Origin of the sequence: Paenibacillus sp. FSL M7-0802 (genome assembly GCF_038004945.1) — a bacterium.
GTDB classification, from domain to species: Bacteria; Bacillota; Bacilli; order Paenibacillales; family Paenibacillaceae; genus Paenibacillus; species Paenibacillus polymyxa_B.
In genome coordinates, this window is the sequence record NZ_JBBOSD010000001.1 from 880,183 (window position 1) to 894,344 (window position 14,162).

The 14,162-nt window shown below is 45.1% G+C and carries 13 protein-coding genes; 2 read left to right on the forward strand and 11 right to left on the reverse strand.

Annotated features, from left to right (window positions below; translation table 11 throughout):
* Window positions 1-170: 170 nt before the first annotated feature.
* The 3 genes from mdh to citZ all read right to left on the reverse strand — a co-directional run bounded on the left by mdh (window position 171) and on the right by citZ (window position 3,688).
* Window positions 171-1,112: a malate dehydrogenase gene (gene mdh / locus MHB54_RS04515; protein ID WP_028542892.1), complete on the reverse strand. Its 942-nt coding sequence runs from the start codon at window positions 1,110-1,112 to the stop codon at window positions 171-173.
* A gap of 16 nt (window positions 1,113-1,128) precedes the next feature.
* Window positions 1,129-2,424: an NADP-dependent isocitrate dehydrogenase gene (icd, locus tag MHB54_RS04520; RefSeq protein WP_023987916.1), complete on the reverse strand. Its 1,296-nt coding sequence runs from the start codon at window positions 2,422-2,424 to the stop codon at window positions 1,129-1,131.
* A gap of 151 nt (window positions 2,425-2,575) precedes the next feature.
* On the reverse strand, window positions 2,576-3,688 hold the full coding sequence (gene citZ / locus MHB54_RS04525) for a citrate synthase (RefSeq protein ID WP_028542893.1): 1,113 nt from the start codon (window positions 3,686-3,688) through the stop codon (window positions 2,576-2,578).
* A 345-nt stretch (window positions 3,689-4,033) separates the two neighbouring features.
* Between citZ and ytvI the strand changes: the two genes are divergently transcribed.
* A complete protein-coding gene (ytvI, locus tag MHB54_RS04530) occupies window positions 4,034-5,152 on the forward strand; it encodes a sporulation integral membrane protein YtvI (protein WP_028542894.1) in 1,119 nt (372 codons plus the stop codon).
* A gap of 29 nt (window positions 5,153-5,181) precedes the next feature.
* Here ytvI and MHB54_RS04535 read toward each other — a convergent pair whose 3' ends face one another.
* From MHB54_RS04535 to MHB54_RS04565, 7 genes are all read right to left on the reverse strand, one after another.
* Window positions 5,182-5,580, reverse strand: a complete 399-nt coding sequence (locus MHB54_RS04535) for an FxsA family protein (protein WP_013309596.1) — start codon at window positions 5,578-5,580, stop codon at window positions 5,182-5,184.
* Complete coding sequence (locus MHB54_RS04540; protein ID WP_023987913.1) at window positions 5,577-6,095, reverse strand: acyl-CoA thioesterase; 519 nt, start codon at window positions 6,093-6,095, stop codon at window positions 5,577-5,579. The genes MHB54_RS04535 and MHB54_RS04540 overlap by 4 nt, the downstream gene beginning before the upstream one ends.
* Before the next feature lie 134 nt (window positions 6,096-6,229).
* Window positions 6,230-7,519, reverse strand: a complete 1,290-nt coding sequence (gene pelA / locus MHB54_RS04545; protein WP_028542895.1) for a pectate lyase — start codon at window positions 7,517-7,519, stop codon at window positions 6,230-6,232.
* Window positions 7,520-7,807: 288 nt separating this feature from the next.
* Entirely contained in the window at window positions 7,808-8,650 is an 843-nt protein-coding gene (pstB, locus tag MHB54_RS04550) for a phosphate ABC transporter ATP-binding protein PstB (protein WP_023987911.1), read from the reverse strand.
* 17 nt (window positions 8,651-8,667) lie between these two features.
* The gene (pstA, locus tag MHB54_RS04555) at window positions 8,668-9,564 is read right to left on the reverse strand and encodes a phosphate ABC transporter permease PstA (RefSeq protein ID WP_023987910.1); all 897 of its coding nucleotides are present in this window, start codon (window positions 9,562-9,564) and stop codon (window positions 8,668-8,670) included.
* Window positions 9,564-10,496, reverse strand: coding sequence for a phosphate ABC transporter permease subunit PstC (pstC, locus tag MHB54_RS04560; protein WP_013370343.1), 933 nt, complete (start codon window positions 10,494-10,496; stop codon window positions 9,564-9,566). The genes pstA and pstC overlap by 1 nt, the downstream gene beginning before the upstream one ends.
* A 106-nt stretch (window positions 10,497-10,602) precedes the next feature.
* Window positions 10,603-11,526 carry a phosphate ABC transporter substrate-binding protein PstS family protein gene (locus MHB54_RS04565; RefSeq protein WP_025722004.1) on the reverse strand — a complete coding sequence of 308 codons (924 nt, stop codon included), beginning with the start codon at window positions 11,524-11,526 and terminating at the stop codon, window positions 10,603-10,605.
* A 207-nt stretch (window positions 11,527-11,733) separates the two neighbouring features.
* On the opposite strand from MHB54_RS04565, the gene MHB54_RS04570 reads away from it, so the two are divergent.
* A complete protein-coding gene (locus tag MHB54_RS04570; protein ID WP_264453959.1) occupies window positions 11,734-12,630 on the forward strand; it encodes a LysR family transcriptional regulator in 897 nt (298 codons plus the stop codon).
* A 98-nt stretch (window positions 12,631-12,728) separates the two neighbouring features.
* Here the strand turns inward: MHB54_RS04570 and pyk are convergent, their stop codons facing one another.
* Window positions 12,729-14,159 carry a pyruvate kinase gene (gene pyk, locus MHB54_RS04575; protein WP_023987907.1) on the reverse strand — a complete coding sequence of 477 codons (1,431 nt, stop codon included), beginning with the start codon at window positions 14,157-14,159 and terminating at the stop codon, window positions 12,729-12,731.
* Between the last annotated feature and the right edge of the window lie 3 nt (window positions 14,160-14,162).

A 14,162-nucleotide genomic window follows, 5' to 3' on the forward strand; every position in this document is an offset into this window, starting at 1 on the left:
AACTATCAATACATATGAACTCTATTATACCGGGGAAGTGGGTCAAAGCAAAGGAATACAGAAGAAAACGAATAGATTACTTAAAAGTAAAAGAGGTGTCCAGCGGCCATGACTATGGCTTGGGGACACCTCTTCAAGTAAAAGTATACCGTCTTAGTAGAAAATTGAATCTATACGGTAACTATTTTAATCACACTGCGGACCGATTCGGCGGATTGATCGAGCGCTGCTTTTTCTTCGGCTGTCAATTCCAACTCGAACACTTTTTCGATGCCATTGCCGCCAAGAAGTGTCGGTACGCCAAGGAATAAATCCTGATAGCCGTACTCTCCCTCCAGGTATGCAATGACCGGAATAATCCGTTTTTTATCTTTTACAATCGCTTCTGTCATTTGTGCAAGCGAAGCTGCCGGAGCATAATATGCGCTACCATTACCCAACAGATTAACGATCTCTCCGCCACCGCCGCGTGTCCGTTGTACGATCGCTTCGATACGTTCCTGCGAAATCAGGGTTTCGATAGGTATACCTCCAACGCTGGAATAGCGTACCAGGGGCACCATATCATCACCGTGACCACCCATAACGAAGCCGCGCACGTCTTCGACAGAAACGTTCAGTTCTTGTGCAATAAAGGTACAATATCGCGCTGTATCCAGCACACCTGATTGGCCAATAACCCGATTTTTCGGGAACCCAAGCGTTTGATAGGCAGTATAGGTCATAGCATCTACCGGATTACTCAGAATAATGACGATAGAATCCGGCGCATACTTCTTCACGTTCTCACAAACGGATTTTACAATTCCTGCGTTCGTATTTACCAAATCATCACGGCTCATACCCGGCTTGCGTGCAATCCCGGCTGTAATAATGACGATATCCGAGTTAGCTGCATCCTCGTAATTGGAAGTGCCCGTGATCTGGCTGTCAAATCCCTGTACCGGACCGGCCTCCAAAATATCAAGCGCCTTGCCTTTGGTCGGATTCTCTAGTTGCGGAATATCGATGAGTACGATATCACCTAGCTCCTTTTGAGCCAGCAGCAATGCGGTAGTGGCACCGGTAAAACCGGCGCCAACAATGGATATTTTTTTACGTTGAATGGACAAGTGGTATTCCCCTTCCTTACAGGTTACTAATAATGGTATCTGCGAACTCGGAGCATTTCACTTGTGTAGCACCATCCATCAGACGAGCAAAGTCATAAGTTACAATCTTCTTATTAATGGACGTCTCCAACCCTTTGTAAATCAGGTCAGCCGCTTCTTGCCAACCCAAGTGTTCAAGCAACATTACGCCCGACAGAATTACGGAACCAGGGTTCACTACGTCTTTGTCGGCGTATTTTGGAGCTGTACCATGTGTAGCTTCAAAGATAGCATGCCCTGTTACATAGTTAATGTTCGCACCTGGCGCAATACCAATTCCACCAACTTGGGCAGCAAGAGCATCGGACAGATAGTCCCCGTTCAGGTTGAGCGTAGCAATCACATCAAATTCAGAAGGACGAGTCAGTACTTGCTGAAGTGCAATATCAGCAATCGCATCCTTGATAATGATTTTGCCTGCATCTTCAGCTGCTTTTTGAGCTGCATTCGCCGCATCCTCACCGTCTTTTTCCTTGATTACATCATATTGGGCCCAAGTAAATACTTTATCTGCAAATTCTTCCTCAGCCACTTCATAACCCCAGTTTTTGAAGGCACCCTCGGTAAATTTCATAATGTTACCTTTGTGTACGAGCGTTACACTCTTGCGTCCGTGGTCAACAGCATACTGAATGGCAGCCCGCACCAGACGCTTTGAACCCTCGGAAGAAACTGGCTTAATGCCAATACCAGAGGTTTCAGGGAAACGGATTTTGTTCACACCCAGCTCTTGTTGGAGGAACTGAATAACCTTTTTCACGTCTTCAGACCCTTCAGCATACTCGATCCCCGCGTAAATATCTTCTGTGTTCTCACGGAAAATAACCATGTCTACCAATTCAGGACGTTTCACTGGAGAAGGAACACCGTTAAAATAACGAACAGGACGCAGACATACGTATAAATCCAGTTCTTGACGCAATGCCACATTCAACGAACGGATACCACCGCCAATAGGTGTCGTAAGTGGTCCTTTGATGGCTACAATATACTCACGGATGGCTTCCAAAGTATCGTTAGGGAGCCATTCGCCGTATGTATTGAAAGCTTTCTCACCAGCGAATACTTCATACCAGGCAATCTTTTTGCTGCCGTTATATGCTTTTTCTACAGCTGCGTCCAGTACGCGTTTGGAAGCTTTCCAGATGTCGCGACCCGTGCCGTCACCTTCGATAAACGGAATTACCGGATGGTTCGGAACCTGTAGTTGACCGTTATCAATCGTAATTTTTTCGCCTTCAGTTGGGAGCTCAAACTTTTCAAATTTCGCCATAAGTTCCTTTTCCTCCTCAGATATGAATGGGTACAGGACGAAAGACATGATCTTTATCACAGACAAAAACGTACATCTCTCGTCGTCCCCTCTATTGTACCTTATTTTTTAAATTCAGGGTATACAACCTCAATCTTCCTTCGACAAAGGGTTAGCGCAACTCTGGTGATACATATTTTTGATCCATTGGACCTGTATATTCGGCGCGAGGACGAATCAGGCGGTTATTTTCATACTGCTCTAAAATGTGTGCGGTCCATCCAGATACACGACTCACAGCAAAAATAGGTGTAAACAGGTCTCTCTTGATGCCCAGTTGGGTATACACAGAGGCAGAATAAAAATCCACATTGGGCTTCAAGCCTTTTTGCCCTGTTACAATTCCTTCAATTCGAACTGACATATCAAACAACGTTGTGTCACCGTTCATTTCCCCCAGCTCGCGGGACATTTTGTGCAAGTGCTTGGCACGCGGATCACCGTTTTTATAGACTCGGTGTCCAAAGCCCATAATTTTTTCGCGGTTATCCAGTTTCGCCTGAATATAGGAGTCCACCTGATCCAAACCACCAATCTCCTCCAGCGTTTTGGCCACAGCCTCATTGGCCCCACCATGCAGTGGTCCTTTTAAAGCTCCAATTGCAGACGTGATTCCAGAATAAATATCCGACAATGTGGCTACCGTTACACGCGCAGCAAAGGTAGAAGCATTTAATTCATGATCGGCGTGCAGCACGAGAGCCTGATTGAACGCTTTAATAGCCGTCTCCTCTGGATCCTTGCCAGTCAGCTGATACAAAAAGTTTTCAGCGATGGAAATACCTTTTTTAGGCGCAATCGGCTCCAAGCCCTCGCGTATACGTGCTATCGCTGCCACAATGGTGGGCAATTGCGCCTGAAGCTTGACGGTTTTAGTCACATTAGACTCTCTCGACATATCATCCGCCTCTGGGTCATACAAAGCGAGAGACGATACGGCTGACCTCAAGGCAGCCATCGTGCTCAAATTTTTCGGGTATAACTTTAATTGAGTAACAATTTCATCCGGAATAGCAGCGTATTCGCTTAACTGGTTGCGAAGCTCCTGCAATTGCTCTTTATCAGGTAATTTTCCAAACCACAACAAATAAGCTACCTCTTCAAAATCGGCGTTAACAGCCAAATCATCAATGTTATAACCCCGGTACGTGAGAACGCCATCTACGATAGAGCTTATGGAGGAAGTGGTCGCTACGATCCCTTCCAGACCTTTAGTCGCTGTCATCGTTACATCTCTCCTTTGTAAAAACATTGTGAACGGACTTGCAATGTAAACATTTTCAAAAGTAAGATATGTCTTTTAAATAGCTGAGTAATGTTAACGCCATATGTCAATATTTAAACCTTCTTTCACTATACTGGATTTTGTCGTTTATGTGAACATTGAGGGCTATTCCAACACATTCAAATGTTTTATCGCTTCCATAAATAAATTTTTGAAACCCCTTACAAAAAATATTGATTTATTTGCACTTTTTTACACAGGTCTTGTCTCCCCACTTTCCCGCATATGTATAGTAGAGCATTTATTTTATGAAAAACTATCGCAAAAGAAAGGAGCCGTGAGAGCTTGAGCCGATTAATCCTGAATCGCATATTTCGTGCTATATGGGTGGCAATCGTGATTGTAGCTCTGTTACTGGGCATATATGCGCTTTTCCCTCTCATCTATCCTTTCCTATTCGCCTGGCTTGTGGCTTATGCCATGAATCCACTGGTTAGTTTTCTGCGTAACAAAGCCCGTATGCCACGTTGGACGGCTGTCACGGTCTCATTATTTGTATATTTAGGTGGAATTGCAATTATCCTTTCTGCGGCAATCACCCGCATGGTCCGAGAAGTTATAAAGTTGGCCATGACTTTCGACGGACATATTGAGCGTTTTAAAAGTCTGTTTATCGATTGGACACAAAGCGATTTGATTCAAAATGTAATTATTGAAATTAACCATTTTATCCGGGATAATCCGGATTACCAACATACCATTAACAGTAATATTGATAAGACAACTCAAACCGTGAGTTCGGCTGTCACTACGCTAGTCGCTCAATTTTTTAATGGAGTTTTGAACTTGCTAACCTCTCTGCCTAATATGGGAGCAGTTCTAATGGTTATTGTATTAGCAGCCTTTTTTATTAGTAAGGACTGGGACCGACATAGTCGGATGCTCTCAAATACGGTTCCTGATACGATTCGCAAACCATTGTCGGATATATGGCACGATCTGCGTAAAGCACTGTACGGCTATTTGCGTGCACAGTTTATTATCATCTCCATTACGGCATTAACAGTCATTGTTGGGCTGTTCATATTGCGTGTGGAATCCGCCTTTACCATCGGTTTGATGATCGGGCTAGTGGACTTGCTACCTTATTTGGGGGTTGGCATTGTGATGATTCCGTGGATACTGTATGCGTATATGTCTGGTAATTTGGCACTAGGGGTAGGATTGTCGATCCTTTATATCATCCTGTTGATTGGACGACAGATCGTGGAGCCTAAGGTGCTGGCCAGCAGCGTGGGCTTGAACCCGCTTCCCACCCTCATCGGTATGTTCATCGGGCTCAAGCTATTTGGCGTTTTAGGATTAATTATCGGACCTGTATCACTAATTGTCGTTGATGCACTGAATCGTGCGAATGTCATTCAGGACTTGCGCAACTATATTCTCGCTGGAAGAGTCCGCTAGATCATGGATAGGAAAAACGGCAGCTCACGTCAAAATCGCCGAAACGTAATACTGCCGTTTTTCATTTTTTTCTCCAGCCACTTCAATAAAAAGCGGCGGTACAACGCTCGTGTTAAAGGGAATACCAACGTAAAACCAATAATATCTGTTAAAAATCCGGGGATAAGCAGCAAGCTCCCACCGAAAAAGACACATAATCCATCCAGCATTTTACGGCCGGGCATTTGCCCCCGGTTCATTTCATTTTTCGCATCGGCAATCACCTTACGACCTTCAAATTGCATCATGGCAGCCCCGATTAGGGTCGTCAGAATGATGAGTAAAATCGTTTTGCCCGCTCCAATCCAATGACTTACCCATATAAACCCGTACAGCTCCGCCAAAGGAATGAGCAGCAGCAACAGCCATAGACGTTTACGCATCATCATGACTTCTGCCCCTCCCCGCCTGTAAAAGCAAACCTTAATGCAGTGTACAGCTCAGGTAGCGCCTGATCTAGTCGAACAGGCTTCCATTCGGTGTTCAACCATACATGACGTGTCATCCCTGTGACAAGCAGTTCTCCCGGTAGCGTGTCTGCCTGGGTCCATACCTTTCCCAGATACCTTTGATGCTCATCGTCCGTTACCCGTCGAACCTCATAGGTATAGTTTAGACGTAGTCTAGAGAAGTCCGTAATTGCCGTATAAATGGTAATTAAATCATCATATCGAGCAGGACTCGCATATTTCGCATTGATTTCAATAACTGGCAGCAAGACTCCTCGTTCCTCCATGCTCCGATAGTTAAAGCCCGCCTGCCGGATCATTTCGGTACGCCCGATCTCAAACCAGTTCAAATAATTTGCATGATATACGACCCCCATCTGGTCGCTTTCCTGATAACGGACACGTAGCGGTGCGCCATACCAGCGTAATTCCGTTTGTTTCTCCTCTTGAGTCATACAAGCTCTCCTATCTTTGTGCATCTTTATCTCTATTTTGCCCTCTCTCCATTAAACCATATTTACAGCCCAGGAACAAAAAGAGGGCAGACCGACCGGTCCACCCTCGCAAATCATATATAATAATGCCTTTATTATTGTGGCAACGGCTTGGACAGTTTATAATATCCGCTATCCGAAGCCAGCTTAAGCAAACTCTTAGCCTGGCTTCCCGCCCAGGCGTAACCAAGTCGTCTTTCCTCACTAATTTTCATGATGTCGGTATACTTTTTGCCATCCCGGTCTGAAAAGAAATACTTATTGTCTTCCACATTATAGAAACGATACCACATTACGCTCGATGCATCCTTTTGAAAAAACTCCGGACCTTGACGATTGTATTTGATACCGTCGATTCGGTTCGCGTCGAACCATTTCAAAGCGCTCTGAGCCGCTTTTTTCACTTCAGCGGTTTGCGGCTGGGACATGAGAAAAGCAGTAATGCCTACTGATTCCGTAGTTGTTTTGGAAGGTAGCTCAAATGCCCGGGCTTCAACAGATGCATAAGTAGCCGGATCGTGCTGTGCACCCCAGATTGTCGGTGTACCATTATTTACAATTTGAGACTTAATTGTGTACTGGATACCTTTGTTTAGCGCTTGCTGAAGTCTGGAGCGAGATGCATCGTCCAAAATATCGCTATCAAACGGCTGCTTCTTGTTCACAATATCGTCAGCCAAAACCATAACTCTAACCATCGCATCATCATTATAAGTTACAGCATCGGAATAATTACCACGTTTAGGGTATACTTGCGGCCAGCCACCGGAGGAATACTGAGAGGTTAAAACGAAGTCAATTGCTTTTTGTACACTGTTCTTAATGTCTTTATTTTTTGTTTTTTTGTATACATCCGCCAAAAAGCGAATCTCGGTTGTCGTGGCCTCGTTATCGAACGTTCCGAGCTCAACACCATCCTTGCTCTTCCATGTGGAGCGTGCAGTTTTGCCATCCCATTTGGATTTATAATTCTTTTCCATAGCTTTGAAGAATCCGCCATGTGGTAATTGCCAGGATACAATATTTAAGGCAAGTGTAGTATCCTTGGATGTATTTCCCGTAGAGAACTTGCTAAAGTCGCGCATTTTGTTCAGGAGGCTGTCTGTATTCACAACAGCGGTTGGCTTCGTCACAGCCGACAGCCCAAATAATTGCTCACGATCCAAAACACCTGAATTTACACCGTCACCATAAACGTCCCGTCCCACAGCTGAATCTGTGGTAAGCTCATAAGAAGCAGTCGCCGATTCACGTCCTGAATCATATGTAGCCGGCACCATCTCCTGTGCCGCAGCCCATGAGGGACTTAGGAGTCCTGACGTTACTGTAATCGCCAAACTTGAGAGCGCTATCATCTTTACGGTTGGACACATCTTCTTCTTCATTTGAACCTCTCCCTTATTTTGAGTTGGGTAATTGCGTTCAGTTTAACCCTATATATTCTTGCTGAAGATTCTTTTTGATAGCGAAGGGAACTGAACCACTATTTATGCATGATAAATAGTTAGTTGTATTATATGAAAATATATCCAAACGATCAATATATTTTAATTTACTAATAGATTAAAAAAGTTACAAAACGTTGAAAACAATAAAAATCCTCTTACTAATGCTGGATTAGTAAGAGGATTTTACGTGCAGCTAATATATAGTAGGTCGATGAGCAACATCGCTTAACCAAATCGACCCATGATGTACTCCTGAGTCAGCTCATTTTCAGGATTCGTGAAAATATCGTTCGTTTTCCCATGTTCAACCAGACTTCCGATATAAAAATAAGCAGTATAATCGGAAATTCGTGCAGCCTGCTGCATATTGTGCGTCACAATAACGATGCGCAGTTCTTTTTTTAATTCGGTAATGAGCTCTTCTACCTTGCCTGTAGACACAGGGTCCAGCGCGGAGGCTGGCTCGTCAAGCAATAGAATTTTCGGTTGAACGGATAGTGCACGTGCAATGCAAAGCCGCTGCTGTTGCCCGCCAGACAGCGCCAGAGCGGAGTCATGAAGGCGATCCTTGACCTCATCCCATAATGCTGCTTTACGCAGGCTGCTTTCGACGATTTCATCAAGCTGTTTCTTCTTACGCACCCCACGGTATTTGGGACCGAAGGCGATATTATTGTAAATAGATTTGTAAAAAGGGTTGGGACGCTGCCACACCATGCCAATTTGCTGACGCAGCTTGATCACGTCCGTTTCCGGTGCTGTCAAATCCTGTCCATCCATCCAGATGTGACCCGTTGTAGAGGAAGATGCAATCTCATCATTCATTCGATTAAGGGAGCGCAAAAAGGTCGATTTACCGCAGCCGGAAGGCCCGATCAGGGCAGTCACAGTCTGCTCGGGAAAGGCCAGATTCACTTTTTTCACAGCCTCAAAGCTGCCATAATAAATACTCAAATCCTCAGTACTGAACGGATGCGGCGGTTGCCCCGCAAGCTGTTCCGAACGCGTAGACTGAACGGATGTTGCTGGTGCGGCGGTTTTTGCCGTTCGCGTAATCACATGTTCCATTGTTCTCCATCCCCTTTCTAATCCATACGTTTGGCAGCTGTCAGACGGCGGTATACAACTCTTCCGAACCATCTTGCACTCAAGTTGAATGCAAGCACAAGCAGCACCAGTACGGCAGAAGCGCCTGCAGCAATATCTTTGGAGTCAGGAGCAATCCCCTCACTGTTGACCTTCCAAATATGAACAGCCAATGTTTCAGCAGGTCGCATCGGGTTAATAGGCGATCTGGCATGCAATGGATTCCAATCGGTAAAATCAAGCGGCGGCGTACTCATCCCTGCTGTAAACAGCAATGCGGCGGCTTCCCCGAAAATACGGCCTGCGGCCAAAATCGTACCCGTAATCAAGCTTGGCAGCGCAGCTGGCAACAAAATGGAGGTGATGATTTTCCACTTGGATAATCCAAGCGCGAGTCCAGCTTCCTTTTGCTCCTTCGGCACAGCTCGGAAAGCCTGCTCAGTTGTGCGAACCATCAGCGGCAGGTTGAATACGGCCAAAGCCAAGGCTCCTGATAAGAGGGAAAAGCCAAAATCAAACGTATTTACGATAAGTAGTAGTCCAAACAATCCGATGACGATAGAGGGGAACGAGGACAATACTTCGACGACAAGTCGTATAAAGTCCGTAATTTTCCCCGGCTTTGCATATTGCGCCATGTAAATACCTGCGCCCCAGCCAATCGGAATGGTGATAATCAAAGTTAAGATTAACAAAAATACGGAATTAAATAGCTGTGGGCCAATGCCACCGCCTGCACGTAATGTTTGGGGAGCACTGGTTAAAAAGTCAAAAGAAATATGACTGACTCCGCGGGCCAAAATGAAGCCCAGTAATCCCACCAAAAGTGCAACAATGAACAAGGCGAAGAAACAGATTACAAATGTAGCGATCTTGTCGGTCGTTTTAGCTTTCATCAAACCCGGTTTCTCCTTTCAAGCAGCCTTACCAGCAGCACGAAAATGAATGTCATGAGCAGAAGAACAAGCGCCATGCTCCAGAGAGCATTGTTATGAACGGAGCCCATCGCTGTATTCCCCATGCTAAGCGTAATGACGCTGGTCAAGGTCGAAGCGGATTCCAGCAAGGAATGCGGTATGTGCGGAGCATTCCCGATTACCATCTGTACAGCCAACGCTTCTCCGAAGGCACGAGCCATACCGAGAATAATTCCTGTTAAAAGAGCAGGCAACAGCGTCGGAATAATAACACGGGCAATTGTCTGCCAGCGGGTAGCACCCAAAGCATAAGAGGATTCACGCAGCCCCCCCGGTAAGGAAGACAACGCATCCGCCATAATACTCGTAATCGTCGGCAAAATCATGACTGACAACACTAGGCAACCTGCCAGAATGCCGATGCCTTGTCCTCCAAACACGTTCCGCAGCAGCGGGACGATGACGGTCAAGCCGACAAAGCCATATACAACCGACGGAATACCAGATAATAATTCAATCGCGGGTTGAAGGATACGTTTACCCGATTTCGGCACGATTTCCGTCATAAATAAAGCCGCACATAAGCTGAGCGGACTGGCAATTAAAGCCGCCAGTATGGTTACTGCAAAAGAACCCGTAATAAACGGAAGCGCTCCGAAGGACTTAGGCTCGCCATCCGGGCTCCATTTGGTTCCAAAGAAAAACTCTCGCAGACTGACTCCATTCACCGCAAATGTAGCTACACCTTTGGAGGCAACAAAATATACGATGGAGACAATGACTGCAACTAAAAAAACGACACAAACCGACGTATATATGCGGCCGGTCCATTCTTCCCAGTAATGTCTTTCTTTCATAACTCGGGATCGTTTATTCTGTTCCATGTATGCCTTCCCTTCAATTGGTTCCATACTGTAACTCCTTTAACCGAAGAATAGAGGCAGGACGCTAGTCCGCCTCTTCTTCGTGAATATACTCGCGTTAGCTGCGTTCATCGAACAGGAGGTGTGACTCTCCTTATTTCGTGATATTACCGTCAGCATCACGTTTCACTTGCATACCTGCTACTGGAATGTATCCCAAGTCTACGACATCCGTTTTTTGGATTTCATCTGACAGAATGTAGTCAAGGAATGCTTTTACATGCTCTTTTGGCTCACCTTTAGTGTACATATGCTCGTAAGCCCATACTGGATATTTACCTTGTTCTACATTTTCAACGTTAGCTTCAACGCCATCATATTTCAAAGTAGTTACTGTGTTGTCGATGTAGGACAGAGCCAGATAACCAATCGCACCCGGTGTTTCAGCAATCAGTTTTTTCACAGTACCGGAGGAATCTTCTTGAATGGAGCCCGGCAGATCTTCCGTTTTTTGTCCCAATGCGTATTTTTCAAATGTTGCACGAGTACCGGAGCTGCTTGGACGGTTTACGATAACGATTTTTTGATCTGCACCGCCAACTTCTTTCCAGTTCGTGATTTTACCTGTAAAGATTTGTACCAATTGATCTTTTTTCAGGTCTGTAACGCCTACTTTAGGATTCGCTACCGCTGACATGGCTACAACAGCTACTTGGTGATCGACCAGTTCATCTGCGCCGCTCTCCAGTTTTTCTTTTGCAAACACGTCGGAGTTACCGATGTCCGCTTGTCCGCCGGAAACTTGAGTCAAGCCAGTACCGCTACCGCCGCCCTGTACTTGAACTGCAATGCCTTTATATTTATCGACAGCCATAAATTTTTGTCCCGCTTGCTCTACCAATGGTTGAAGTGCAGTGGAGCCAACAGCCAGAATATTTCCTGTCAGTTCAGCAGCTGCTTTATTGTCTGTTCCTGTAGCAGCTTCTCCTTGTGGTGCAGCATTGTTACCTGATCCGCAAGCTGCAAGTGCAAATACCATGGTGAGAGTCATCAGAATGAACGGCCATTTTTTCAACATTTTTTATTGTCCTCCCCTTAGTTAAGTGACGGTTTTTTATTTATGACCATCAACACTTTTACATTGTAGGCCTGGAATGTTAGACGAACGACGTGGTTTTGTAAAACAAATATAAAATATTGATAGATAAATTATTTTTCGGTATATAATTAATCTATAGTTTGAAATTCACATATGAACGACATATAAGGAGAGCTGCTGGATTCCATGAATATTCTAAAATTGCGTATCTTGATGCTGATCGACAAATTCCATAAGGCAACGGATGTGGCCGAAGCTTTGCAAGTCAAACAACCTACCGTCAGCTTTCATATGAAAAGCTTGGAAAAGGAAATGGGTGTTTCCCTATTCTCTCTTCAACAAGGCAGGATTATGCTAACGGAAGCTGGAAAAAAATTATTACCTTACGCAAAACAGATCATCTCTCTGGAGCAAGAAGCTAGACAAGCTGTAGATGAACTGACAGAAGAGTCACAGGGTCAATTACATCTGAGTGCAGAGTCGATATCAGGTACGTATCTCCTCCCCACTTTGATGGCTAAGTTTGCTCAACGATATCCAGATTGTCGTATTCAGTTGGAGATTCAATCCCCGGATGCCATTAAGCAGCTACTGAAACAGGGAGAAATTGATTTTGCTTTTCTCGACGATAGAGATTCTCTTTCAGAGTATACGGTGGCAGAGCCAGTGGCTTCAGATCAAGTAGGAGTTATCCGTTCTGCATCTGCACTTGCACCTGCATCCATATCAGAGGAGTTCGATGGACCCGATATGCTGGACAAGCACACATGGGTAAAATATAGCGGTTCATCAGTTGTAGATCAGTATTCCTCGCTAGTTAAGCCTCATCTGGAAATCAACTCTTGGGAAGCGGTAAAGCAAGTCGTAAGCGGCGGAGAAGCGCTTGCCTTCTTTCCTGCAAGTGGAGTCGATAATAATGAAAATGCTGTTCCCTCGGTGGAATGGCTTCCTTATCCCGAGGGTGATAACAAAAGGAGTCATTATCAAATAAACATCGTGTACCAACAAGATACACACATGAACTTGACGCAACAGGCATTCCTTGATTTCATACGACGAGAAGGACTGGAAATGAAAAGCTAGAGAGCATAAAAAAAGAGCATCCAAGTCTTATTGACTTGAATGCTCTTTTGCTTGTTGTAACGAATACATACAGCCTCGGTATTATTTCGAGACTTTAATTACGCTTGTGCTGGAACGCAGCTAATTTTGATCAGGTTCGTAGAACCGGAATCACCAAGAGGTACGCCCGCAGTAATCACAACCAAATCGCCCTCTTTAACGAGGCCAGATTTGCGACCGCCTTCCAGCGCATTGTCAAACAGACTATCTGTTGTGTCAACGACTGGTCTGCCTTGTACTGCATGTACGCCCCAGATCAGAGCCAAACGGCGAACTGTTCTTTCCTGTGTTGTAACAGCAACAATCGGAGCTTCAGGACGGTATTTAGAAATCATACGCGCCGTTGTTCCGCTTTGTGTGGACGTCAGGATCGCTTTGGCATGCAGGTCAAGTGCAGAAATAGAAACAGATTGACTGATTGCTTCTGTAATACTAATTTCTTGAGCCGTTCTTTGTTTCTTGAACAAATCACGGTAGTTCAGAGAAGACTCAGCTTTTTCTGCAATACGTGACATCGTCAATACGGATTCTACCGGATATTTACCCGCAGCTGTTTCGCCGGACAGCATAATTGCGTCTGTTCCGTCAAAAATAGCATTCGCCACGTCACTTGCTTCCGCACGAGTCGGACGCGGGTTACGTTGCATGGAATCCAGCATTTGTGTTGCCGTAATAACAGGCTTGCCAGCTACATTACATTTGTTAATCATCAATTTTTGCGCCAGAGGCACTTCTTCAGCAGGAATTTCCACACCGAGGTCACCACGAGCAACCATCAGGCCATCCGAAGCTTCCAAAATTTCATCCAGGTTGTCAACACCTTGCTGATTTTCTATTTTGGAGATGATTTGAATATGACTTGCGTTGTGTTTCGCCAGCAATTCGCGGATTTCCAGCACATCACTTGCTTTACGAACAAAAGAAGCCGCGATGAAATCAATGTCCTGCTCAATACCGAAAATGATATCATTAGCATCTTTTTCCGTAATACCAGGCAAAGAAATAGCGACGCCTGGAACGTTAACGCCCTTCTTGCTCTTGATCGTTCCGCCATTAACAATGCGGCATTTGATTTCAGTGCCTGATACTTCAATAACGGTGAGTCCGATCAGACCATCGTCGATCAGAATGGTGGAGCCGGGCTCCACGTCCGAGGGAAGATCTTTGTACGTAATAGAAATACGATCTTGCGTACCGAGAATTTCTTCCGTTGTCAGCGTAATGAACTCGTCCTGAACAAGCTCAATAGGTTCAACTTCGAGCTTTCCTGTCCGGATTTCCGGCCCCTTCGTATCGAGCAAAATAGCAACGTTCTTGTTAAGTTCCTTACAAGCTTGACGGATGTTTTTAATCCGGTTGCCATGCTCCTCGAAATCACCGTGAGAGAAATTCAGGCGGGCTACGTTCATACCAGCCAAAATCAGTTTCTTCACATTTTCCAATGACTCACTGGAAGGACCGATGGTACATACAATCTTAGTTTTGCGCATTTG